The sequence below is a fragment of the Chromobacterium sp. ASV23 genome (genome assembly GCF_016428945.1).
GTDB classification, from domain to species: domain Bacteria; phylum Pseudomonadota; class Gammaproteobacteria; order Burkholderiales; family Chromobacteriaceae; genus Chromobacterium; species Chromobacterium sinusclupearum.
Genome location: NZ_JAELTR010000023.1, coordinates 38,575 through 61,999 on the forward strand (window position 1 = coordinate 38,575; position 23,425 = coordinate 61,999).

Annotated in this window: 25 protein-coding genes; 14 read left to right on the forward strand and 11 right to left on the reverse strand. The window is 60.9% G+C overall.

The features are described 5' to 3' along the window. Window positions 1–68: 68 nt before the first annotated feature. Window positions 69–947 (forward strand): LysR family transcriptional regulator, encoded by an 879-nt coding sequence (locus tag JHD59_RS11295; protein ID WP_199154306.1) that lies wholly within the window; start codon window positions 69–71, stop codon window positions 945–947. A gap of 21 nt (window positions 948–968) precedes the next feature. Here JHD59_RS11295 and JHD59_RS11300 read toward each other — a convergent pair whose 3' ends face one another. From JHD59_RS11300 to JHD59_RS11315, 4 genes are all read right to left on the reverse strand, one after another. Further along, on the reverse strand, window positions 969–1,763 hold the full coding sequence (locus JHD59_RS11300; RefSeq protein ID WP_199154307.1) for a siderophore-interacting protein: 795 nt from the start codon (window positions 1,761–1,763) through the stop codon (window positions 969–971). Window positions 1,764–1,773: 10 nt separating this feature from the next. Then, window positions 1,774–2,373 (reverse strand): PadR family transcriptional regulator, encoded by a 600-nt coding sequence (locus tag JHD59_RS11305; protein ID WP_199154308.1) that lies wholly within the window; start codon window positions 2,371–2,373, stop codon window positions 1,774–1,776. 238 nt (window positions 2,374–2,611) lie between these two features. After that, a complete protein-coding gene (locus JHD59_RS11310) occupies window positions 2,612–3,106 on the reverse strand; it encodes a prolyl-tRNA synthetase associated domain-containing protein (RefSeq protein WP_199154309.1) in 495 nt (164 codons plus the stop codon). 54 nt (window positions 3,107–3,160) lie between these two features. Beyond that, window positions 3,161–3,727: a TetR/AcrR family transcriptional regulator gene (locus JHD59_RS11315; protein WP_199154310.1), complete on the reverse strand. Its 567-nt coding sequence runs from the start codon at window positions 3,725–3,727 to the stop codon at window positions 3,161–3,163. Window positions 3,728–3,826: 99 nt separating this feature from the next. Here JHD59_RS11315 and JHD59_RS11320 point away from each other — a divergent pair, with 99 nt between their 5' ends. From JHD59_RS11320 to JHD59_RS11335, 4 genes are all read left to right on the forward strand, one after another. Further along, a complete protein-coding gene (locus JHD59_RS11320; protein ID WP_199080769.1) occupies window positions 3,827–4,294 on the forward strand; it encodes a nuclear transport factor 2 family protein in 468 nt (155 codons plus the stop codon). 81 nt (window positions 4,295–4,375) lie between these two features. Then, on the forward strand, window positions 4,376–5,836 hold the full coding sequence (locus JHD59_RS11325; RefSeq protein WP_199154311.1) for a TldD/PmbA family protein: 1,461 nt from the start codon (window positions 4,376–4,378) through the stop codon (window positions 5,834–5,836). Beyond that, entirely contained in the window at window positions 5,833–7,152 is a 1,320-nt protein-coding gene (locus JHD59_RS11330; protein WP_103320740.1) for a metallopeptidase TldD-related protein, read from the forward strand. Before JHD59_RS11325 ends, JHD59_RS11330 begins: the two co-directional genes overlap by 4 nt. Before the next feature lie 173 nt (window positions 7,153–7,325). Continuing rightward, complete coding sequence (locus JHD59_RS11335; RefSeq protein ID WP_199154312.1) at window positions 7,326–8,780, forward strand: aminoacyl-histidine dipeptidase; 1,455 nt, start codon at window positions 7,326–7,328, stop codon at window positions 8,778–8,780. Window positions 8,781–8,843: 63 nt separating this feature from the next. Here JHD59_RS11335 and JHD59_RS11340 read toward each other — a convergent pair whose 3' ends face one another. The 4 genes from JHD59_RS11340 to JHD59_RS11355 form a co-directional block, all read right to left on the reverse strand. Next, a complete protein-coding gene (locus tag JHD59_RS11340; protein ID WP_199154313.1) occupies window positions 8,844–9,419 on the reverse strand; it encodes a two pore domain potassium channel family protein in 576 nt (191 codons plus the stop codon). A gap of 2 nt (window positions 9,420–9,421) precedes the next feature. Then, the gene (gene dxs / locus JHD59_RS11345; RefSeq protein ID WP_199154314.1) at window positions 9,422–11,272 is read right to left on the reverse strand and encodes a 1-deoxy-D-xylulose-5-phosphate synthase; all 1,851 of its coding nucleotides are present in this window, start codon (window positions 11,270–11,272) and stop codon (window positions 9,422–9,424) included. A gap of 65 nt (window positions 11,273–11,337) precedes the next feature. After that, window positions 11,338–12,234, reverse strand: coding sequence for a polyprenyl synthetase family protein (locus JHD59_RS11350; protein ID WP_103320737.1), 897 nt, complete (start codon window positions 12,232–12,234; stop codon window positions 11,338–11,340). Continuing rightward, a complete protein-coding gene (locus JHD59_RS11355) occupies window positions 12,224–12,457 on the reverse strand; it encodes an exodeoxyribonuclease VII small subunit (protein WP_043627642.1) in 234 nt (77 codons plus the stop codon). Before JHD59_RS11355 ends, JHD59_RS11350 begins: the two co-directional genes overlap by 11 nt. Before the next feature lie 151 nt (window positions 12,458–12,608). On the opposite strand from JHD59_RS11355, the gene JHD59_RS11360 reads away from it, so the two are divergent. After that, complete coding sequence (locus JHD59_RS11360) at window positions 12,609–13,445, forward strand: SDR family NAD(P)-dependent oxidoreductase (RefSeq protein WP_199154315.1); 837 nt, start codon at window positions 12,609–12,611, stop codon at window positions 13,443–13,445. 86 nt (window positions 13,446–13,531) lie between these two features. Here JHD59_RS11360 and fliD read toward each other — a convergent pair whose 3' ends face one another. Then, complete coding sequence (fliD, locus tag JHD59_RS11365) at window positions 13,532–14,923, reverse strand: flagellar filament capping protein FliD (RefSeq protein WP_199154316.1); 1,392 nt, start codon at window positions 14,921–14,923, stop codon at window positions 13,532–13,534. A 341-nt stretch (window positions 14,924–15,264) separates the two neighbouring features. Here fliD and cysD point away from each other — a divergent pair, with 341 nt between their 5' ends. The 3 genes from cysD (at window position 15,265) to JHD59_RS11380 (ending at window position 18,648) form a co-directional block, all read left to right on the forward strand. Next, window positions 15,265–16,191: a sulfate adenylyltransferase subunit CysD gene (cysD, locus tag JHD59_RS11370; RefSeq protein ID WP_103320734.1), complete on the forward strand. Its 927-nt coding sequence runs from the start codon at window positions 15,265–15,267 to the stop codon at window positions 16,189–16,191. Further along, the gene (cysN, locus tag JHD59_RS11375) at window positions 16,191–17,630 is read left to right on the forward strand and encodes a sulfate adenylyltransferase subunit CysN (protein ID WP_199154317.1); all 1,440 of its coding nucleotides are present in this window, start codon (window positions 16,191–16,193) and stop codon (window positions 17,628–17,630) included. The genes cysD and cysN overlap by 1 nt, the downstream gene beginning before the upstream one ends. A 127-nt stretch (window positions 17,631–17,757) precedes the next feature. After that, the gene (locus JHD59_RS11380) at window positions 17,758–18,648 is read left to right on the forward strand and encodes a CHAD domain-containing protein (protein WP_199154318.1); all 891 of its coding nucleotides are present in this window, start codon (window positions 17,758–17,760) and stop codon (window positions 18,646–18,648) included. Window positions 18,649–18,682: 34 nt separating this feature from the next. Here JHD59_RS11380 and JHD59_RS11385 read toward each other — a convergent pair whose 3' ends face one another. Continuing rightward, a complete protein-coding gene (locus tag JHD59_RS11385) occupies window positions 18,683–19,309 on the reverse strand; it encodes a DUF2726 domain-containing protein (RefSeq protein WP_199154319.1) in 627 nt (208 codons plus the stop codon). A 221-nt stretch (window positions 19,310–19,530) separates the two neighbouring features. Further along, window positions 19,531–20,013, reverse strand: coding sequence for a hypothetical protein (locus JHD59_RS11390; protein ID WP_199154320.1), 483 nt, complete (start codon window positions 20,011–20,013; stop codon window positions 19,531–19,533). Window positions 20,014–20,235: 222 nt separating this feature from the next. Between JHD59_RS11390 and JHD59_RS11395 the strand changes: the two genes are divergently transcribed. From JHD59_RS11395 to JHD59_RS11415, 5 genes are all read left to right on the forward strand, one after another. Next, on the forward strand, window positions 20,236–20,592 hold the full coding sequence (locus tag JHD59_RS11395) for a single-stranded DNA-binding protein (RefSeq protein ID WP_199154321.1): 357 nt from the start codon (window positions 20,236–20,238) through the stop codon (window positions 20,590–20,592). A gap of 2 nt (window positions 20,593–20,594) precedes the next feature. Next, window positions 20,595–20,813, forward strand: coding sequence for a hypothetical protein (locus JHD59_RS11400; RefSeq protein ID WP_199154322.1), 219 nt, complete (start codon window positions 20,595–20,597; stop codon window positions 20,811–20,813). A 2-nt stretch (window positions 20,814–20,815) separates the two neighbouring features. Continuing rightward, complete coding sequence (locus JHD59_RS11405) at window positions 20,816–22,588, forward strand: replication endonuclease (RefSeq protein ID WP_199154323.1); 1,773 nt, start codon at window positions 20,816–20,818, stop codon at window positions 22,586–22,588. A 264-nt stretch (window positions 22,589–22,852) separates the two neighbouring features. Further along, window positions 22,853–23,077, forward strand: a complete 225-nt coding sequence (locus JHD59_RS11410) for a hypothetical protein (protein WP_199154324.1) — start codon at window positions 22,853–22,855, stop codon at window positions 23,075–23,077. 137 nt (window positions 23,078–23,214) lie between these two features. After that, window positions 23,215–23,425 (forward strand): hypothetical protein (locus tag JHD59_RS11415; RefSeq protein ID WP_199154325.1); only part of this gene is annotated, 211 nt, incomplete at its 3' end.

Here is a 23,425-nt window from a genome sequence, read left to right on the forward strand (position 1 = left end):
ACTTTGCCCTAATCGATATGTTCAGTAAAATAGATTAAATATTAGTTTTCATTCTTTAATAAAGAACAATGAGTCGACTCAACTATCACCATCTGTATTACTTCTGGTCGGTGGCCAGCGAGGGGCACCTCACCAGGGCCGCCGAGCGCTTGCATGTTTCGCAATCGGCGTTGTCCGCGCAAATCCGCCAGCTGGAAGAACAGCTGGGCCAACCGCTGTTTCTGCGCGAAGGCCGCAAGCTGCAATTGACCGAACTGGGCACGGTGGTGATGCGTTACGCCGAGGAGATTTTCGCCCTGGGCAACGAGCTGCTGGCCAGCGCGGCGTCCAGCGAAGGCAGCGGCGGCACCTTGCGCATCGGCAGCGTGGCGACCTTGTCGCGCAATTTCCAGGATTGGTTTTTGCAGCCGGTGCTGCGCCAGCAACAGGTGCGGCTGGTGCTGGAAGCGGGCAGCCTGGAGGAGCTGCTGGCCAGGCTAAAGGCGCACGAGCTGGACGTGGTGCTGTCGAATCGACCGGTGCTGGCCGATGACAAACAGGCCTGGCGCTGCCGCACCTTGGCGCGCCAGCCGGTGGTGCTGGTGGGGCCGCCGCTGGAGATGGGGCGGGATTTCCAGATCGAGCGCGATCTGACGCGCCTGCCCTTGCTGGTGCCCAGCCGCAAGAGCGAGATCCGTCTGCGCTTCGACCTGCTGTGCGAGGAAATGGGTTGGAAGCCGCAAATCCGGGCGGAAGTGGACGACATGGCCATGCTGCGTCTGCTGGCGCGCGACGCGGGCGGCGTGGCGCTGCTGCCCGCCATCGTGGTGCGCGATGAGCTGGAGAAAGGTTTGCTGCAGCAATATGGCGCCGTGCCCCAGGTGGAGGAAACGTTTTACGCGATCACCGTGCAGCGGCGCTATCTGCCGCCTCTGTTGACGCAATTGCTGCGCACCGTGGCGGCTTGAGCAGTGGATGGCCGCCTGTTTTCAGTCGGAAATGCTCTCATGCGCTCCAGCGTCGCCGCGCTTCCAGTAGCCGGCCACGCGCATCCGCTCCTTATCCAGCCCTTGCGCCAGCAGGTGCTTGTGCAGCGGGCGCATTTCGCCGCTTTCCCCCGCGGCCCAGACATAGCCTTCGCCGGCGGGCAGGGCGGTTTGCTCAATGGCTTGCAGCAGGTCCTGCCCGCGCTTGCGGTAGCGCCAGACGATTTCGACGCCGGCCGGCGCGGCAAGCGGCAGCCGGCCATCCTCGTCGTCCACCAATATCCACGCTTGCCCGCGGGCGCCGGCCGGCAATGTTTCCAGCCTCCGGGCGATCGCCGGCAGCGCCGATTCGTCGCCTATCAGCCAGTGCCAGTCAAAGCCGGTCGGCACCACGCGGGAGCCGCGCGGGCCGCCTATGCCCAGATAGTCGCCAGGCTTGGCGTTCACGGCCCACTGCGCGGCGACGCCGCCGGCGTGCACCACAAAATCGATATCCAGTTCGCCCTTGGCCGCATCGTAACGGCGCGGCGTGTAGTCGCGCATGACCGGCTTGGGTCTATTCGCGGGGAAGCTCATGCCGCCCTCGCCCATGCTGGGCGCAGCCGGTTTGGCTTCGCCCGGGGCGGGGAAGAACAGTTTGATATGGTCGTCGAAGGAGGCGGAGACAAAGCCTTCCAGATCGTCGCCGCTCAGCGTGATCCGCAGCATGGCTGGCGTCAGCCGCGTTACCCGGCTGACTTGCAGCAGGCGGAAGCGGGTGGCGTGGCGTAGTTTTTGTATCGTCAGGTCTTGAGTCATGCGGCGCTCCTTAGGATTTGGCCTGGCCGATGATCTCGGCGGTGGCGCGTTGCAGAATGGCGGCGATGCGGCGCTGCTCTTCGGCGTCGGCGTGATCGCGCAGCAGCAGCGCATGTTTCAGGGCGCGGCGCGCTTCTATCATTTCCTTGGTCCAGCCGGCTGCGCCGTCTTCGCCTATTTCCTCGCCGGCATAGGCGCGGCGCGCCAGCTCCATCTTGCGGCCGATATGGCGCAGCTTGGCCAGCATCAGTTCCACATGCTCTTTTTGCTCCGCCAGCCGATTCTGGCCCGGCTGGGCGATGGAGTAGCACTTGCGGTTGCCGCTGGCGGCCACCGTAACCTGGCCCAGTTCTTCCAGATAGGTCAGCGCCGGGTAAACCATGCCCGGGCTGGGGCTGTAATAGCCGTTGGAGCGGCTGGCCAGCTCTTTGATCAACTCATAGCCGTGAGCCGGTTGCTCATTGATCAGCGCCAGCAGCAAGAGCTGCAGATCGTCCGCGCCGAACTTGCGGCTGCGCGTCATTTCGCCATCGCCGCCGCGGTGGCCGCGCCCGCCATGGCCACGGCCAAAGGCATGCGCGCACAGATGGAAAAGGTGTTTTGCTCTCATGGCATCCTCTTTTATATCTTAAGATATGAGTCTTAAGATATATATCGTAAGATTTCTTGTCAAGGAACTCTTGCGCGCCGCCAGGCCACCCCGCGTCGCGATATCGGCGATGGCGGGGTGAGCATGGAAGGCAAGCGGTTTGAAACGGGGATGGCAAGGGATGGCCCACCCCAATGGATCAGGGGAGGGAGGCGTCAAGGCGAAATAAGAGCGAGCCGGTGGCGTCAGATGCCGCGCGCTAGCTTCTGCGCGGCACGGCCAGGATGCGCGGCGCGTGGCCGCAGTGAGCCAAGAGGCGCGCTAGATCGGCCACCGGCACACTCAAGGTGGCGGTATTGACCAGCGGGTGGCTCAGGATGGCGTCCGCCGCCCACAGCACCTCGTCCACCACGATAGCGACGTGTTGATTGCCGTCGTTGACGGCGGCCAGCAAAGTGACCGATCCCGGCTCCAAGCCCAGGTATTTCTTCAGCCGCTCCGGCGAGGCAAAACGCAGGCCTTTGACGCCCAGCATATCGCCCAGCGTCTTGATGTCGACGCCGGCTTCGGCGGGCACGGCCACCAGGAAGTGACTGCGCCCCTTGGCGTCGCAAAGGAAGAGATTCTTGCATTCCGCGCCGGGCAGCTCAGGGATCAGCCGCGCCGCTTCTTCGCAGGTATAGACCGGCGGATGTTCGAAACGCTGGTAGCGGATTCGCTGCTCATCCAACAGGCGATACAGGGCATGTTCCATGATGACCCTCCAGATTCTGTGTCGCTCGAAGCTAGCATGTCTGCCCGGCTGCCGTCATCTTGCCGTCAGCAATGGGATCATCTGGCGGAGCGCCGCTATCGCCGCGTCTGGCGAGCCCTCGATCTGCGCGCGGACAATCGCGCCATCTGACGCAAGCGCCAGCATGCCGGCTTGCCGCGCCTGCTGGGCGCCCTCCGGCAGCAGCGAGGCTATCGCCTGTCGCATCTCCGTTTTATGGCGCCGGGTCGCATCGGCCACGGCGGGATCGGCGGGGATTTCGCTCAATCCGTTGATGAAGGCGCAACCACGGAAATCCGCGCTGGCGAACCATTCGGCTAAGGCCTCCGCCAGCGCCGCCGGGCCGGCTTCGGCATGGCGATGCAGGGCATCCTGAAACCACTGCATCCATAGCTGGTGACGCTGCTGCAGATAAGCCAGGATCAACTCGTTCTTGCTGGGAAAGTGGCGGTAGAAGGTGACTTTGCTGACGCCGGACTCCGCGATGATGCGGTCTATGCCGCTTGCGCGGATGCCTTCCAGGTAAAACAGGCGGTGGGCGGTGGCAAGAATGCGCTCGCGCGGCGGCAATTCGGCGATGTGGCTGGCGGCTGGAATATGCATGGCAATGATTGTAGACAGATTTGTCTACTTTGGTATAGGCTCATGCCAGGTAGACAGACCTGTCTACCATGTCAAAACGCAGCCAAGGGGAGAAATATTTTGGAAAACCGCCCACCATTGCCGCCCTTCAGCCGTGAAACCGCCATCGAAAAAATCCGTCTGGCCGAGGATGCCTGGAACAGCCGCGACCCAGCGCGCATCGTGCTGGCCTACAGTCCCGATACCCGCTGGCGCAACCGCGTCGATTTTCCGCAGGGCCGCGCGCAAGCGCAGGCGCTGCTGGAGCGCAAATGGCGGCGGGAATTGGACTATCGCTTGATCAAGGAGTTATGGGCCCATGATGGCCATCGCATCGCCGTCCGCTTTGCCTATGAATGGCATGACGATGCCGGGCAGTGGTACCGCAGCTATGGCAACGAGAATTGGGCGTTCGCGGCGGATGGTTTGATGACGCATCGCCACGCCAGCATCAACGACTTGGCTATCGGCGAGGACGAGCGCAAGTTCTTCTGGCCGCTGGGCCGCCGCCCGGACGGCCATCCCGGGCTGAGCGAAATGGGTTTGTAAAGCCTGCAACATTCGATGGACAGGGCAAGGTGTGACTGATTAGTATGAATGCCTTTGGCATTTCCTTGTCTGGAGCTATCCATGCTTGAAACCATCCGTCGGCGCTTCCAGGCGCTGCAGCCCCAAGCGGATTTCTGTTCCTTGCGCTATGTGGAGGAAGACAATGAGCGCTTGTCCGTGCGCCAGGGGAGGCAGCAGCCTCTGACCCGCCGCCATGATCGCGGCGCGATGATCGCCGTGTGCGATGGCGGCGGCTATGGCTACGCCGCCACCGCCGATTTGAGCGAGGCGGGCCTGCGCGCCGCCTTTGAGCGCGCCCGCGGCTGGGCGCGCGCCACCGCCGGCCATGGGGTGTTCGACTACCGGCAGATTCAACTGCCCAAACCGCAAGGCCGTTATCAGGGCGCAGGCAGCGACGCCGCGTCCGTGTGGCCCCGCGCTTCGTTGCTGGACCTGCTGCTGAGCGAATCGGCCGCCGCAAAGGGCAACGACAGCCGCGTGGTGGACTGGTCGGCCAGCCTGTTCCGGCAGGACATCCATCAGTTGTACCTGACTTCCGACGGCGGCGAAGCCGAGCAGCGCCTGCGCGCGTTGACGCCGTCCCTGGTGGTGACCGCGTTTGCCGAGGGCCGGGTGCAAACCCGCAGCCTGGGCGGCCAGTACGGCGGCCTGGGCCGTCAAGGCGGCTTGGACCTGATCGCGCAGGCGGGCCTGCGCGGCGCTGGCCGCCGCGTGGCAGACGAGGCGCTGCAACTGCTGTACGCGCCGAACTGCCCCAGCGGCAAGATGGATCTGCTGCTGATGCCGGAACAGATGATGCTGCAAATCCACGAGAGCATCGGCCATCCGCTGGAGCTGGACCGCATCCTGGGCGATGAGCGCAACTATGCCGGCACCAGTTTTGTCACGCCGGACATGTTCGGCCATTACCGTTATGGCTCCGAATTGCTGAACGTCACGTTTGATCCCTTGCTGAGAAACGAACTGGCCAGCTATGGCTGGGACGATGACGGCAAGGCAGCCGAGAAGGTCTGGCTGATCCGCAACGGCATTCTGGAGCGACCGCTGGGCGGCGACATTTCCGCCGCGCGCGCCCGTCTCAACGGCTTTGCGCTGGATGGCGTGGCCAATAGCCGCGCCTGCAACTGGAACCGGGCGCCGATAGACCGCATGGCCAATCTGAACGTGGAGCCGGGCGACCAAAGCCTTGCGCAACTGGTGGCCGGCATCGAGCGCGGCGTGCTGATGCAGACCAATGTCAGCTGGTCCATCGACGACTCGCGCAACAAGTTCCAGTTCGGCTGCGAGTGGGGACAATTGATCGAGAACGGCGAGCTGAAAGCCGTGGTGCGCAATCCCAACTATCGCGGCATTTCCGCCAATTTCTGGCGCTCGCTGAAGGCGGTGGGCGATGCCTCCACCTTCAATGTGATGGGCACGCCGTATTGCGGCAAGGGGGAGCCTAACCAGGTGGTGCGAGTGGGCCATGCCTCGCCGGCCTGCGTATTCGGCGACGTGGACGTATTTGGAGGAGCGGCATGATGCGCGCGCATTTGCAAGCATTGGCGGCGGCGCTGAGCAGCCTGCTGCGTGAGGGGGAAGGCTATACCTTGTGGCTGGAGGCGGAACAGACCGATTTCGTCCGTTTCAATCACGGCAAGGTCAGGCAAGCCGGAGCGGTGGAGCAGGCGTATCTGGACATGCGGCTGATCCGCGGCCAGCGCCAGGCCACGCAACAATTGTCCTTAAGCGGCGGCGCGGACGATCTGGCGCTGCTAGAAGCCGCATTGCCGGAATTGCGCGCGGCCTTGGAGCAAGTGCAGGAGGACCCTTTCCTGCTGCTGAACGAACAGCCGCAAAGCAGCGAGCGCATAGGCCAGCACACGTTGCCGCCAGCGGAAAGCATGGTCGCCGATATTCTGGCCGCCGCAGAAGGCCACGATCTGGTGGGCATCCTGGCCAGCGGCCAGATGAGTTTCGGCTTTGCCAACCATCTGGGCCAGTTCAACTGGCAGCAAGGCGAGAGCTGGAACTTCGACTGGAGCCTGTATTCGCATGGCGACAAGGCGGTCAAGCGCAGCCAGGCCGGCACGGCGTGGGACGCCGCGGCGCTGGGCCGCGCCATTGACGAGGCGGCCGGACAGCTGGAGTGGCTGAAGCTGCCGGTGAAGACGCTGGAGCCGGGCGAGTATCGCGCTTACTTCACGCCCAGCGCGCTGGGCGCGCTGCTGAACATGCTGAACTGGGGCGGGGTGTCGGAAAAGGAAGTCCGCAGCAAGCGCAGTCCGTTGCTGAAACTGGCGGAGGGCGAGGTCAAGCTGTCGCCGCTGGTGCATCTGGCGGAGGCGGGCGGCGAGGGTTTGTCGCCCTTGTTCCAGCGCGAAGGATTCATCCGGCCGGAGCGCGTGGAATTGATCGCCGGCGGCGAGCACCGCAACAGCCTGATCGACCCGCGCAGCGCGCGCGAGTATGGCCTGCAGCCCAATACGGGCAGCATGGAGTTTGCCGAGGCCATGCAGCTGCAAGCCGGCGATCTGCCGCGCGATCAGGCGCTGCAGGCGCTGGGCACCGGCGTCTACCTGTCCAATCTGTGGTATCTGAACTTTTCCGACCGCTCAGCCTGCCGCATCACCGGCATGACCCGCTTTGCCTGCTTCTGGGTGGAAGACGGCAAGATCGTCGCGCCCCTGGGTGTGATGCGCTTCGACGACAGCCTGTTCAGCCTGCTGGGCGAGCAACTGGAGGCGCTGACGGCCGAGCGCGAACTGCTGGTGGATGCCGGCAGCTACGGCGGACGCGCCACGCAGAGCAAGCTGCTGCCAGGCGCCTTGGTCAAATCCTTGCGTTTCAGCCTGTAAAACCGCACGCCAGCCGCGGCGACGATCATGGCAATGGGCATGACGTTGCCGCGGCATCGTGTTAAAGTGAAACACTATTTTTCCGGCCTTCGCCGCAATGGCGAATGTAGTATACGGCGGCGTGGCAGTGCTTGAAATCGGCCGCGTCGCGACACCGAATCAAGGAATACGCTGTGACCGATATCGCCCAACTCGAACCCAAAGCCGTCTGGGAACACTTCCAAACCCTGTGCGACATTCCGCGCCCGTCAAAGCACGAAGAGCAGGTGCGCGACTACATGAAAGGCTGGGCGGAGCTGCGCGGCCTGGAAACCATTGTGGACCAGGTGGGCAATCTGATCATCCGCAAGCCGGCCACCCCCGGCTATGAAGACCGCGCCGGCGTGGTGCTGCAAGGCCATCTGGACATGGTGTGCCAGGCCAATAGCGGCACCGAGCACGACTTCTTCAAAGACCCGATCCGCCCGGTGCTGAAGGATGGCTGGCTGGTCGCCGAGAACACCACGCTGGGCGCCGACAACGGCATCGGCGTGGCGCTGGGCATGGCGGTGCTGTCCGGCGACGACGTCGCCCACGGCCCGGTGGAAGTGCTGCTGACGCTGGACGAAGAGGCCGGCATGGGCGGCGCGCTGGGCCTGGAAACCGGCCTGCTGCAAGGCCAGTACCTGATCAATATCGATACCGAAGAGTGGGGCGAGTTCTACATGGGCTGCGCCGGCGGCGTGGACGTGAACGTCACCCGCGAATATGCGGCGGAAGCGGTTCCGGCCGGTTTCCAGACTGCCAGCCTGACCATCAAGGGCTTGAAAGGCGGCCACTCCGGCGCCGACATCCACCTGGGCCGCGGCAACGCCAACAAGCTGCTGATCCGCCTGATCCGCGAGCTGGAAGCGGAAACCGACCTGCGCCTGGCCTCGCTGAAGGGCGGCACCGCCCGCAACGCGCTGTCGCGCGAAGCCTTTGCCGTGGTGGCCTATCCGGCCGCCGACGCGGCCAAGGTGGCGGCCAAGCTGGATGCCTTCCAGGCGCTGATGCGCTTCGAACTGGCCGGCGTGGACGAGGGCGTGGTGGTGCTGTCTGAAGCCGCCGCCGCAGCCGATGTGCTGGCCCGCGCCGACCAAACCGCCATCCTGTCCGCGCTGCATGCCGCGCCGCACGGCGTGAAGCGCATGAGCCAGCGCGTGGAAGGCGTGGTGGAAACGTCCAACAACCTGGGCGTGGTCACCGTGGCCGACGGCAAGGTCTTCGCCAACCTGATGGTGCGTTCGCTGTTGGATTCTGGCACCTGGATGCTGGCGCGCGAAGTGGAGAGCCTGTTCAAGCTGGCCGCGTTCAAGGTGGAGATGGAAGGCGGCTATCCGGGCTGGGCGCCGAATCCGCAATCCAAGCTGCTGGCCCTGTTCAAGGATGTGTACCGTCAGGAATTCGGCGGCGAAGCCGAAGTGCAGGTGATCCACGCCGGCCTGGAATGCGGCATCCTGGGTTCCAAGTACCCGAACCTGGACATGGTGTCCTTCGGTCCGAACATCCGCGGCGCGCACGCCCCTGGCGAGCGCGTGGAAGTGGAATCGGTCGGCAAAGCCTGGCAGTTGCTGCAGGCGGTGCTGAAAGCCATTCCCAAGCGTTGATTGTGACGCGCTTGAATAAAAAAAGCCGGACAGACGTCCGGCTTTTTTTATTGCGCGATCGGCTCAGCTCGACTGGCTCTTCGCGTCATGGCCGGAAAAGTGCCGGCCGAAGCCAATGATGACCAGCGCGCTGGTAAAAATGATCTGCAAATCCGCCAGCAGCCGGATCGGCCAGTAGATGGGATACATGTCGCCATAACCCACGGTAGCGGCGGTGGCGATGGACAGGTGGAAGCAATCCAGGAACAGCAGCGCCGCATGGCTGTAAAAGTCCGACAGAAAACCGCCATGTCCATCATACAGCGCGGTCATGCCGTGAAAGGCATGGCCGTTGACCAGCAAGAGCGCGAACAAGTAGTAGACTACAGCGAACTGCAGCACCAGGCCGATATACAGGCCGATCAGGTCGCCCAGCTGGCGCTGGCGCGGCCGGCGCAGGATATGGCGTATGGTGCGATAGATAGGCAGAAAGAACAGGGTCCAGGCCAGCCACTGTTCGCCCTGGCGCGGCAGCAGTGCATGCAGATTCGCCCCATGCCACAGCCAGGTCAGCAGCACCGCGCTGATCAGCGACAACGCGGTGCTGGCATGCAGCTGCAGCCGCGTTTCCAGCGTGGGAAGCGGCAGCGAAGCCTGCATGCTCAGTCGGCCAGCCGTTGGCGAATGCTGGCTTCGATGCCGGCCGCGTCCAGGCCGCAGTTCTTCAACAGCAGCGCCGGGTCGCCGTGCTCCACGTAGTCGTCCGGCAGGCCCAGCTGCAGCACCGGCACGGTCAGCCGCAGCGCTTGCAGCGCCTCGATACAGGCCGAGCCGGCGCCGCCCATCACCACGTTTTCCTCCACGGTGACGATCAGCTCATGGCTCTCGGCCAGCTGGCGCACCAGCTCGGCATCCAGCGGCTTGACGAAGCGCATGTCGGCAACCGATGCGTCCAGCTGTTCGGCGGCGGCCAGCGCCGGATGCACCATGCTGCCGAAGGCCAGGATGGCGATCTTCTGGCCCTGGCGGCGCAGCACGCCTTTGCCGATGGGCAGGGCGGTCATCTGTTGCTGAATCTCCGCACCGGGGCCGGTGCCGCGCGGATAGCGCACGGCGCTGGGGCCATTGTGCTGGAAGGCGGTGTACAGCAGCTGGCGGCATTCGTTCTCATCCGACGGCGCGGCCACCAGCATATTGGGGATGCAACGCAGGTAGCTGAGGTCGAAGGCGCCGGCATGGGTCGGGCCGTCCGCTCCCACCAGGCCGGCGCGGTCCAGCGCGAACATCACCGGCAGGTTCTGCAAGGCCACGTCGTGGATCAGCTGGTCGTAGCCGCGTTGCAGGAAGGTGGAGTAGATCGCCACCACCGGCTTCAGGCCGTCGCAGGCCATGCCGCCGGCGAAAGTCACCGCGTGCTGTTCGGCGATGGCCACGTCGTAGTAGCGGTCCGGATGCTCTTTTTCGAAGCGCACCATGCCGGAGCCTTCGCGCATGGCCGGCGTGATGCCCACCAAGCGCGGATCGTGCTTGGCCATGTCGCACAGCCAGTCGCCGAACACCTGGGTGTATTGCGGTTTTCCGGAGCCGCCTTTGCCGCCGGCTAGGCCATTTGCCGGGTCGAACTTGGTCACGCCGTGATATTTGACCGGATCGTTCTCCGCCAGCTTGTAGCCCTGGCCCTTCTTGGTGACGATGTGCAGAAACTGCGGCCCTTTCAGGCTGCGGATGTTCTTCAGCGTATCGACCAGGGCATCCAGATCGTGGCCGTCTATGGGGCCGATGTAGTTGAAGCCGAATTCCTCGAACAATGTGCCCGGGGTGAAGAAGCCTTTGACGTGCTCCTCCATCTTGCTGGCGATTTCCTTCAAGGGCGGGGCGATGCCCAGCACCTTGCTGGAGCCTTGGCGCATGGCCGCGTAGAAGCGGCCGGACATCAGTTTGGCCAGATAGTTGTTCAACGCGCCGACATTGGGCGAGATGGACATATCGTTGTCGTTGAGGATCACCAGCAAGTCGGTATCCATCGCGCCGGCGTTGTTCAGCGCCTCGAAGGCCTGGCCGGCCGTCATGGCCCCGTCGCCGATGATGGCCACGCTCTTGCGTTCGATGCCCAGGGTTTTGGCCGCCACCGCCATGCCCAGGGCCGCGCCGATGGAAGTGGACGAGTGGCCGACGCCGAAGGTGTCGTACTCGGACTCCTCGCGCTTGGGGAATCCGGCCAGCCCGCCGAACTGGCGCATGGTGTCCATGCGCTCGCGGCGGCCGGTCAGGATCTTGTGCGGATAGGTCTGGTGGCCGACGTCCCACACCAGGCGGTCATGCGGGGTATCGAACACGTAATGCAGCGCGATGGTCAGCTCGATGCTGCCCAGATTGGACGCGAAGTGGCCGCCGGTCTTGCTGACCGACTCCACCAGAAATTCGCGCAGTTCGCGCGCCAGCTGCGGCAACTGCGTGCGCGGCAACAGCCGCAGGTCGGCAGGGCTGTTTATGTTTTCAAGCAGAGGATACATTGTTGTGATTCTGCGGATGGGCTCGCCGGGCGGTGGTCCGCCCTGATGGTTTCTCTACGAGCGGTTCAAAACGAGCGGGCGACGATGTAGTCGGCCAGTTGTTTCAGGCGATCGGCCTGCGGGCCAAAGCCCTCCAGCGCGGCGAACGCCTGGTCATGCAAATCCTTCGCCATCCGCTTGGCCTCGGCTAGGCCCAGCAGGCTGACGTAAGTGGGTTTGTCGTGGGCGGCATCCTTGCCGGCGGTCTTGCCCAAGGTGGCGGTATCGGCCTCGCAGTCCAGGATATCGTCCACCACTTGGAAGGCCAGGCCGATGCGCTTGGCGAAGGCGTCCAGCGCTTCTTTTTCCTGCGCGTTCAACTCGCGGCCGGCCATGGCGCCCATCATCACCGCCGCGCGGATCAGCGCGCCGGTTTTCAGCATGTGCATGAATTCCAGCTCCGGCAGCGTCAGCGGCTGGCCGACGCTGGCCAGATCGATTGCCTGGCCGCCGGCCATGCCGGCATGGCCGGACGCGTGCGCCAGCGCGCGCACCATTTCCATCTGGCTGGCCGCAGCGATGCCTGGCATGGCTTGGGCAATCAGCTCGAAGGCGCGGGTTTGCAGCGCGTCGCCCACCAGCAGCGCGGTGGCCTCGTCGTAGGCTATGTGGCAGGTCGGCTTGCCGCGGCGCAGCACATCGTCGTCCATGCACGGCATGTCGTCATGCACCAGCGAATAGGCGTGGATCATTTCCAGCGCCGCGCCGATGCGCGCCAGGTTGTCCTGCTCCGCGCCCACCAGTTCGCCGGCGGCGAAGACCAGCAGCGGCCGCACGCGCTTGCCGCCTTCCAGCGTGGCGTAGCGCATGGCTTCATGCAATTTATGCGGCGCGCAGTCGGCCGAAGGGAGCAAGCGTTCCAGCGCGCTTTCCATGTATTGCTGGATGAAGGTCATCCAGCCGATGAAGGTTTCATTGGCCATTGGGCAGGTCCAGCGTCTTCAGTTCGTTGTTTTCCAGTATTTTCAACTGCTGTTCCGCGTCGGCCAGTTTGCCCTGGCAGAACTTGATCAATTCGGTGCCTTGCTTGTAGGAGGCGAGGGCGGTCTCCAGCGGCATGTCGCCGCTATCCATCGCCTGGATGATGTCCTCCAGCTGGGCCAGCGCGCTCTCGAAACTAGCCGGGGCTTTGGCGGCTTTTGCCATGGCGGTCTTCCTCGTACGTGTCAGGCCGACATTCTAGTCCAATTCCACCTCAAAACGACAGTGTCGTCGCCGCTTGCGGGCAATACGGCGGATTCCGGCGCGGCGGCGATTCGTGTAGGGTTGGGGGCTTATCCACCGAAAGAGGTTTGTCATGACGGCCCAGGCGCGTTCCATTCTGATTACCGGCTGCTCCAGCGGCATTGGCTATCACACGGCCAAATGGTTTCGCGACAAGGGCTGGCGCGTGTTTGCCAGCTGCCGCAAACCAGAGGATGCGGAAAGGCTGCGGGCGGAGGGGTTCGACTGCTTGCAGTTGGACGTGGACGACTCGGCATCGATCCAGACTGCTTTGGACGAGGTGCTGGCCAGAAGCGGGGGACGGTTAGACGCCTTGTTCAATAACGCCGGTTTCGGCCAGCCCGGCGCGGCGGAAGACATTACGCGGCTGGCGATGCGAGAGCAGTTTGAAACCAATCTGTTCGGGCCATGGGAGCTGACTAACGCGGTGCTAAAGGCGATGCGCGCGCAAGGCCATGGCCGCATCGTGTTCAACAGCTCGATACTGGGCTTTGCCGCCATGCGCTGGCGCGGCGCTTACAATGCCAGCAAGTATGCGATGGAAGGGCTGTGCGACACCCTGCGGCAAGAGCTGCATGGCACGAATATACATGTTGCGCTGGTGGAGCCGGGGCCGATCGAGAGCCGCTTCCGGCCCAATGCCTTGGAAAAATTCCTCAAGCATGTCGATATCGATGGCAGCGTGCACCGCGACAACTACCGCAAGCAACTGGAGCGCTTGAAGAAAGCAGGCCATGCCGCGCCGTTCACCTTGCCGGCCAGCGCCGTGGCCGAGGCGGTTTGGCTGGCTGTGACCAGCAAGCGGCCGCGTGCGCGCTACCGGGTGACGTTTCCCACTAAATTGTTCTGGTATCTGAAACGCCTGCTGCCGACACGCTGGCTGGACGCGCTGTCGCGCGCGAGCGCTTGAGCGATAATGTTCAGTTGGATAAAGAAAAGGCGCCTCGCGGCGCCTTTTTTGGTTTCGCCTGTGGGGCGAATGTTTAGGTTGCGCAATCAGGCAATCAGATTGGCCATGCTGGTGGAAGACTGCTCCATCGATGCCAACTCGCTGTTGAGGTTGGAATACTCGGTCAACAAGCTGCTTTGTTCGGAGTCAAGTTGGTCCTGCAAGCGCTGTTGCAATTGCTGCTCAGTCGTCACCTGGCTGTTCAGATTGTTTTGACTGATGGTGATTGTGCCAGTCGGTCCCAGCAAATTGTTGATTGTGTTGTTGAATATATTGCCGACCCCGGTGTTTTGCGCATTGCCGAATAGGTTGCTTACGGCAGAGGGGTTGGCGGTCAGGGCGGCATTGAACGTTGTGGAGTTCAAGGCCAGCGTGCCGTCGACATTCTGGGTGATGCCCACTTGCGCCAGATAGGCATAAGAGCTGATTGGATCCACGCCTTGCACTGGCGTGCCCAGAATATCCGTCAATTGTTGTTGCAAATTGGTCAGATCGCTGCTGATGTCGGTATTCTGCGGCGTGGTACCCGCGGTCTTGGAGCTGCTGGTTGCGGAGTTGATCGCGCTCACGACTTGATTGTATGCGCCGACAAAGGTCTGCAATGTCGATGCGATGTTCGTCGTGTTCTGGCTCATGTTGATCGTGGTTTGCCCCACTTTTTCCAGTGTGAGATTGACGCCGTTGATCACATTGCTCACGGTGTTGCTGCCGGAGGAAACATTGACGCCATTGACTGTCATCAGGGCATTGGCGGCGTTGGTAGACTCGCCGGCCGCGGTGGCGCTTTGCTGCAGGCCGGCCAGGGTGTTGCCGGATGTGCTGTTGCTGTCGCTTCCGCCAGCCGTGATGGAGAAAGCGTTGCTGGTGCCGGCCTGCGTGGAGTTCAGCACCAACGAATAATTATTGTTGTACTGCACGATGGAGGCGGACACGCCGATGCCGGCGCCGTTGATGCTGCTGGCGATGGACGACAGCGAGACCGCGCTGCCGCCGCTGCTCAGACTCACCGTGCTGCTGGTGCCGCCGACATTGAAGGTCAGCGAAGACGGCGCGCCCGCGATCGCGGCGTTTTGGTCGGTGATGGCGCTGCCATCCGGGTTCTTGTCAAAAACCAGCTGCCGCGCTTGCGCCATTTGCGTCACATTCAGCACATAGGTCCCGGCAGTGCCGCCTGAGGTGGTCGATACTCCCGCGACCGTGGCATCGGAAGACGTCGCGGAGAACTGCTGCAGGAAAGTGCCGGAAGACAGGGTGGACGCAGCCGACTGCAGACTGGACAGCGCAGAACTCACCTGCCCCAGCGTGCTGATCTCAGACTGATAGGTCGATTGCCTTTGCTGGCTTTGGGTCAAAGGCTGAGAGTCGGCTTGAACCAGCTGGCTGACAATGCTTTGGACGTCCAGCGGACCGGCGCTTGCGCTGATGGATGAGGATGACATGAAGACTTCTCCCGTTTCTCGCCGGCGCTGCCAGCCGGCGGAAGTATTGCGAATTGCGTGGCCAGGGCGGCCAAATTGTCATCACGGGCGGTTTTTATAGGTCTTTCACTACTGGTGGCATACCGCTTTACTACCCATTATCGGCGCTTTGTTGGGCAACTTTAAACTTTTGCTTGTTGCAAAGCGTGAACAAGATGTTGCTTCTTGTTGCACGTAATTTTTCTTATAGCTCTTTTCATTTTTTTAAGATTTACTAAGCGCATATGGATATATCCAATCGATTTTGAACGTACTGGAACCTTTCCGGTAGATTGGCTGCAACCATAGAACGGGCTGCAAGCATGGATATCGATCAAGCAAGACTGACTCACCTGCAACAATTGGAGGCGGAGTCCATCCACATCATCCGCGAGGTGGCGGCGGAGTTCGAAAACCCGGTGATGCTGTACTCCATCGGCAAAGACTCCGCGGTGATGCTGCACCTGGCGAAGAAGGCGTTCTATCCCGGCACGCCGCCGTTTCCGCTGATGCATGTCGATACCACCTGGAAGTTCCGCGACATGATCGCCTTGCGCGACAAGCAAGCCAAGGAGAACGGCTGGGACTTGATGGTCCATATCAATCAGGATGGCGTCGACGCCGGCATCAACCCGTTCACCGCCGGCAGCGCCAAGCATACCGATGTGATGAAGACCGAGGGACTGAAGCAGGCATTGAACAAATACAAGTTTGATGCCGCATTCGGCGGCGCGCGCCGCGACGAGGAAAAGAGCCGCGCCAAGGAGCGCGTCTATTCCTTCCGCGACAAGAACCACCGTTGGGATCCGAAAAACCAGCGGCCGGAGCTGTGGAACCTCTACAACGGCAAAATAGACAAGGGCGAGAGCATACGCGTGTTCCCGTTGTCCAACTGGACCGAGCTGGACATCTGGCAATACATTTATCTGGAAAACATCGAGATCGTGCCGCTGTATTTTGCCGCCGAACGCCCGGTGGTGGAGCGCGACGGCATGCTGATCATGATCGACGATGAGCGCATCCTGCAGTACCTGACGCCGGAGGAGAAAGCCCGCATCGAAACGCGCAAAGTGCGCTTCCGCACGCTGGGCTGTTATCCGCTGACCGGCGCCGTGGAGTCTGACGCCGCCACGCTGCCGGAAATCATTCAGGAAATGCTGCTGACCAAGACCTCGGAGCGGCAGGGCAGGTTGATCGACCACGACAGCGCGGGCTCGATGGAAAAGAAGAAAATGGAAGGGTATTTCTGATGTCTCACCAATCCGAATTGATCGCCGGGGATATCCTGGAATACCTGAAGCAGCATGAGAACAAGGACTTGCTGCGCTTCATCACCTGCGGCAGCGTGGATGACGGCAAGTCCACGCTGATCGGCCGCCTGCTGCACGACTCCAAGCTGATTTTCGAAGACCAGCTGGCGGCGATCGAGCGCGACTCGAAAAAGTACAACACCACCGATCAGGAAATCGATCTGGCGCTGCTGGTAGACGGCTTGCAGGCGGAGCGGGAGCAGGGCATCACCATCGATGTCGCCTATCGCTATTTCAGCACCGACAAGCGCAAGTTCATCATTGCCGATTGCCCCGGGCACGAGCAGTACACCCGCAATATGGCCACCGGCGCGTCTACCAGCAATCTGGCCATCATCCTGATCGACGCGCGGCGCGGCGTGCAGACGCAAACCCGCCGCCATAGCTATATCGTCAGCCTGCTGGGCATCCGCCATGTCATCGTCGCCGTCAACAAGATGGACCTGGTGGACTACAACGAGGAAGTATTCAACCGCATCCGCGACGAATACCTGGCCTTTGCCGAGCATCTGGATATTCCCGACATCCATTTCGTGCCGATCTCCGCTTTGCGCGGCGACAACGTGGTCAGCCGCACCGAGGCCGCGCCGTGGTACCAAGGCGCCACGCTGATGCATCTATTGGAAAACATCCAGATCAACCATGACGCCGGTCTGGATGCGTTTCGCCTGCCGGTGCAGTATGTCAACCGGCCCAATCTGGATTTTCGCGGTTTCTGCGGCACCATTGCCAGTGGCGCCATCCATCCTGGCGACCTGATCGTGGCGCTGCCGTCCGGCAAGCAAAGCCGGGTCAAGGATATCGTCACCTATGATGGCAAGTTGGCGCGTGCCTCGGCCGGCCAGGCGGTGACGTTGACGCTGGAGGATGAAATCGACGTCTCGCGCGGCGACATGATGGTACGGGCCGACGAGCAAAGGCCCCATGTATCGCGCAGTTTCGACGCTCATCTGGTGGCAATGAGCGAAGCGCCGCTGCGGCCGGGCAAGGAGTACGGTTTCAAGCTGGCGGGGAAATACGTCACGGGCCGCATCGAGTCCGTCCTGCATCGCACCGACGTCAATACTCTGCAGAACAATCCGGCCGATACGCTGGCCTTGAACGAGATTGGCCTGTGCCGCATCGCGCTGAACAGTTCCGTCGTATTCGATCCCTACCGCGAATGCCGCGGCAGCGGCAGCCTGATCGTGATCGACCGCTTGAACAACGGCACGGTAGCCGCCGGCATGATCCGCTCGCACAATGATGATTCTGCGCTGGCCGAGCTGTCCCAGTGGCAATTGTTTGAGCAGGAACTGGACGTGCTGCTGCAAAAGCATCTTCCGGGGCTAAGCCGCTTGGAACTGGCGCGCAAGCTGTTGGGGTCCGCTGACGACTAGCGCGGCCGCTGCGCGATGATGGCTGCCCCCATGAGCCTGCCGGTTTGCGCCGCCAGGCTCATGGCATAAGGCATTCTCTAGTCTTGGAATATCTCCTGCGGCCGTCACACATGAAAAGGAGGCCCAGATGCCCACGCCATCGACAGCCCGCCAACCCGCGCTGCGCGCCAGCATGACGCCCAGGCAGGCGCTGCGCAGCGTCATGCTGGAGAATCTGCGCCACCTGTCGTCCAATGTGCCAGGCATCCTGTCCTGCGACGATCCGGAATACGTGCATCAGGCAAGAGTCGCCTTGCGCCGGCTGCGCGCGGCCGGCAAGGCCTTCGCGCCGCTGACGAGCGGTGCCGACTGGGAGTCGGTGATGGCCCAGGCGCAACGGCTGGCCGCCGCGCTGGGGCGGCTTCGAGACTTGGACGTATTGCTGCTGCAGATACTGCCTGAGGCGGAGCAGGCCAGCGCCCGCTGCCTGAGACTGAGCGCCCTGCGCCGGGCATTGCGGCAGCGTCGAGAGCAGGCCCGTTCCGCCGTGCGCGCCAACTTGTCCTCGTCCGATCATATGGCCTGGTGCGGCGCGCTGCTTGGTTTGTTGAATCAGCCTCCGGGGACGGATGAGCAAGAGAAACAATCTGGTTTTGCTAGGAAATCTCTGCGGCGCAGTTGGAAAACGGTGCGCCGTCTGGCCCGCCGCTGGCACATGCTGGATGTGGAGCAACGTCACGATTTGCGCAAACGGACGAAGAAACTGCGCTATTCGGTCGAATTCTTCTCTGCCTTGTACCGGCGCAAGTCGGTCAAGCAATACTTGAAACCCTTGCAGGAGGTGCAGCAACTGCTGGGAACCATCAACGACAGGGCGGCGGCGCAGAGCCTGCTTGAGCAATTCGCCCAGGATGCGCCAGCCGTGCGCGGAGAAGCAAATCAGCTGTGCAACGTGCTGATGCAACAGGATCCGCCGGCGGCCTCCGAGGTACAGAAGGCTTTGCGGAGGCTGCGTCAGGCAGGGGCGTTCTGGAAGTAGCGCGTGCCAATCTTGGCTTAGACGCGCTGAATGGCTAAACGTACAGTGCTTGTTTAGGCTTTGTGGCCGGGTCAGTCGTTGGCGGAAACATTCTACTCAGGACTTTGGCATAGCGGTCAAGTGCCTCCTGTGGCGGCGTGCGAGGTAAACGTAGTGGCAGCAAACCAATTTGCCGAATCACCGCATCGCGCTGACGGTCCTTTTCTTCTTTTCCGTAATGGCTGCTATCGTCCAGCTCGATAATCGCGACCATTGTCAGGTCCGCCTTGCAGATCAGGAAGTCTGCTACTTTCTGGCTCATTGTGCGAAACAGCCATTGGTTCTGCTTATGCGAACCTCCGCGTGCCTCCAGAATCTGACTGAACGCTACTTGAGGGAAGACCAAGAAATGGGGCGACAAACTTGCTACCAAACGGTGATAACACTCTATTTCGCGAGCGGTCAGAATGGTTGGACGTTTCAACTCGAATCTGGCTTTCCCGACATCCAGACGTTGCGGCTGACGGGAATAGGTCTTTGCCAATTCGATATCTAACTTGGAAGGAGGGTTGGTATTAGCAGTGCTGTGAACCTGCTCATAGGAAATAGGTCGTTTTCGTGGTCTTCTACGGTTCCGGTCTGGTTTTAACAGCGCGGCAGCCATGGAGGCCAGTAAAACCATGATGATTGCCAGACCCAAGATGCACCTTTAATGTCAATTGAATTGAAGCCAAAGTATGTCACCACAAAGACTTTGGGGCAAGGTGACTGACTTGCTGCTAGAAATCACAACCTTTTTCGCGCAAGCGCATTGTTAGGAGGTCGTAGTCTTGCATGAGCGCGTTGCAGTCGCGCTTACAGCGCATACAACGGAAAATCAGATCACGTCCTCTAACGTGCAGCTCAAGCTGATGCACCATCGTTGTTCATATGCATTCCTTGCCGTTGGAAGATACATAATTTGCAATCTGTCGGATTATCAATTTTACATAATATAGAGGGCATTGCGAACTTGGCCTCTACATGTTGTGAATTCGCCAAATTTTCAGCAGACGCTTTAGTAGGGGTGAGGCTCCCAATCGTCATCGTTACTGCCAGCCCGGCGATCCCCATCTTGACGCCGAACTTTTTCCGAAAATCCGCCCAAATCTCCCGCCGTTCTTGATCTTTTTCGCGTTCCATTTGTGTCGCGGCAATGATTTCCATACCGTCTATACCCAGCACTTTGGCGACCATGATGCAGGCGAAGTCGTCCATGATTCGTGTGCCGGTCCTGTAGTGGCTCAATGCTTGCTTGCTGATTCTTAGCGCGGCAGCTGCCTGTACGTCATTTTCAACCCCAAGCTTTTCAATTGCGTCCTGCAAGTACTCGATGCTCTGTCTCATGTCATTTTCCCTTGACGGTATACAGCCGTATACTTAGCATGAATTCGTATACGGCTGTATACGGATTCTTGTTAACCAATTTTAGCAGGGGAGGGGCGCATGTACCGCTTAAAGGTTTGTGCAATGTGGCGTCGCTACGCATTCTGCATGATGACATCCCGCCCCGCCATATACGTCAATCGCACCGGGCACGTTTACCGCCCATTCCTTCAGGAGAAAACCATGATCGTCATTGAAGTTGAGCGCGCCGACGTGCAAGAACGCACCGGCACAAGAGACAACGGCCAGCCGTGGAAAATCCGCAATCAGGTCGTTTATGCCCACCTGTTTGACGCTGAAACCGGCTCCCTCAAACGCTACCCGACCGAGGTCAAGCTGCGCCTGCAGGATGATCAGAAGCCCTATCAGCCGGGTTTCTACATGCTGTCGCCGACCTCCATCTATTCCGACCGCTATGACGCCTTGGCCGTTGATGCTCATTTGGTCGCCGTCGATGAAGCCATCAAGCTGGCCGGCCTCGCCGTTACCCAGCGCGTGCCCAAAACTGACCACGCCAAAACCCAAGACAAGGCGGCTTGATCATGAACTTTGCGCCCAACTTGCCGGAACTGATGCCGCACAATCCCCGATTTTGGGAATGGAACCGCGTCCAATTCAACGAACTTTCCGCCTCTGAAAAGGTGGAGCTGGACAAGCTGGGCGCGCAATTCTTCAACGAGTACACCCCTGAGCAGCTGGCCATCTACCGCACGCCTAAGGGGCTGACCTTCCTGACTCCGATGGAATTCGTGGAGCTTTAATCGTGAATATCCATTCGCTTTTGATCCCGAACAGCGCATACCTCAAGCCTCGTCTGCAGGGCTTGCCGTCTGCGCTGGCGGACTCCATCAGCGATGAATGGAAAAGCCGCCTTGCTCGGCCTGAGACGCCTGCATCTTGGCTGCGCAGTGCGGACGCCAATGCATGGCTCAATTTCACCACCGAGGCCATCCGCGAAATCGGCATGCCTCGCCGTTTACTCCTGGACGAAAATGACATTCTTGAAAAGGCGAAGGCACTTGCTCGGCGTTCGAGTTGGTTGCGGCGGTGTGGCGCTTCCCTTGCTGATGTCCAAGCGCTGGCCGGACTCTACCATCTTCACCTACCGGACTGGACACGACAGCCGCACACGCCGGAAAGCGTCTGGACGCGTGCTGCTGACCCATCATTCTGGCGTCGCCAGATTAGGACGGCTCACGGTCGTCTTGCGGAGCGAGGAGCCAGACTTGCCGGACGTGTGCATAATCGCGCCGGGTTATACGCCTCCGACGATGCCGTAAAGCGCAAGCGCGCCCGTAAGCGTCGCAACAATGAATTGCTGTCCACGCTCCTTGTTGTCAATGAGCTGGGACAAGAGTTCAGTCTTGCCGATCTGGCGGCGGTGTCGCCGTCTAATCCCATCATTCGCCGCGCTGAGCTGATGGTTCGCTTGCGCGGGTTTGAGACCTATGCGAAAGAGCAAGGCCACGCGTGCGATTTCTACACGCTGACATGTCCCGGCTCTTACCATGCGCGCCTTTCCAAGTCCGGCGCGCCGAATCCCAACTATGACGCCAAAATCGGCCCGCGTGAGGCGCAAGCCCATCTGCAGCGCGTGTGGGCGCGGGCGCGTTCCAAGCTCCATCGCAAGGGCATTCGTGTGTATGGTTTCCGCGTCGCTGAGCCGCACCATGACGGCACGCCGCACTGGCACATGGTCATGTTCTTTGATGAAGCCGATCGCCGCGAAATCCGCCGCATTCTGCGTCACTACGCGCTGCAGGTAGACCCGACCGAAAAAGGCGCGTGGCGCCGGCGCTTCACCTTCAAGCGCATCGACATGGTTCGTGGATCTGCCTGCGGCTACGTGGCCAAGTACATCGCCAAGAATGTGGATGGCCGCGCTGCCTCTGGTGGTGACTTGCCCGACTATGACGGCGAGTCCAATCCATCCAATCCCGCCAGATTCTGTGAAACCGCGCTTCGTGTTGAGGCGTGGGCAGGGTGGGGCATACGCCAGTTCCAGCAGATTGGCTGCGTCCCTGTCACGGTTTGGCGCGAGCTTCGCCGCCTGGACGCTGATGAAGTCCGCGCTGAACTCGCCCCGCTCGTACGTGCCGCCGATTGCAGCGATTGGGCCGAATTTGTCCGCCTGCAGGGTGGAGCCCAGGTCAAGCGCAATGATCTGCTTTGCAGACCATACCGCGAACCCATCACCAATCGCTATGGCGAAGAGTCCGCCATTGTGCGCGGTGTCGAGCTGCAGCTTGGCCAGCATTCTACTTTGAATGTCCCCATGACGGACATCACGATTTCGCGGGTGCATACCTGGACATTGACGACCCAATCTGCAGCAGCAGCCGACGATGTGACACGCGCGGAGCGCGGGTCACATGGCGGCGCAAGCCGCCCTTGGACTCGTGTCAATAACTGTACGCAACACGAAATTCGAATGCCCGGACGGGCCTCATTCCGTGAATCTCTCATGGATGAATTTGAATCCAGAATGCCGCCTGATATGGATTTCCCTCCATCGGATTCTCGCTGGATTCATTAACTGGACTGATTAAATGGCTCAATGCATGGAAATAACCGATTCCGGTCAGGTGCATCTATTACAGACGCCACCTGAGCAGTGCCAGGCGCTTATTGTTTTACAGTCGTCTGACTATGCCAGCCTCCAGACTGCCGAGAATATCTGGAAAACCGATACGACGACGCTAGGCCAAGCGTTTGGCGCGTCGTTTGTCCTTGTTCTAATGTGTTTCGTTGTTTCCGACGCATTCGGACAATTCATTCGATTTATAGAAGAGGATAGACCATGAAAATCTCCAACATCATCAAGAAAACCTCCGTTGCCATCTCCGCTGCTGTTTTGGCTGTTCCTGCATTCGCTGATGGCGCTGCCGGCCCGGACTACTCGTCCATCACCAGTTCTGTCAACGCTGGCACCGTTGTGACTGGTATCGCCGCCATCGCTGGCGTCATGATGCTGCCGCGTGTGGCGAAATGGGGGTTCCGTACTGTGATGTCGATGATCAAGTAATCGCATCGCAGCCGTGCAAGGGGGAGGCTGCGGCCTCCCTATTTTTATTCCGGGGTGAGATATGGTCTGGCAATTTTTGGCGTTAGCACTGGGCGCGCTGTGCGCGTGGTCGATAATCAAGGGCTTCAGGGGGTGATATGCAAAAACTGATCCGATTTTCGTTTCTGGTCACGTTTATGTTTGCGCAGATCATTATTCCGATACGTGCGTACGCTAATCCGATTGCTCCGGCTGCGTTGATGGGAATTGGCGTGGGTGGCGTTGCCAAAGTGCTCACTGATGTTCTTGCGGGCAATCCGATATTAGGCGTGGCATTGTGGTCAAATTCGGCGGGCGATGCATCTGATT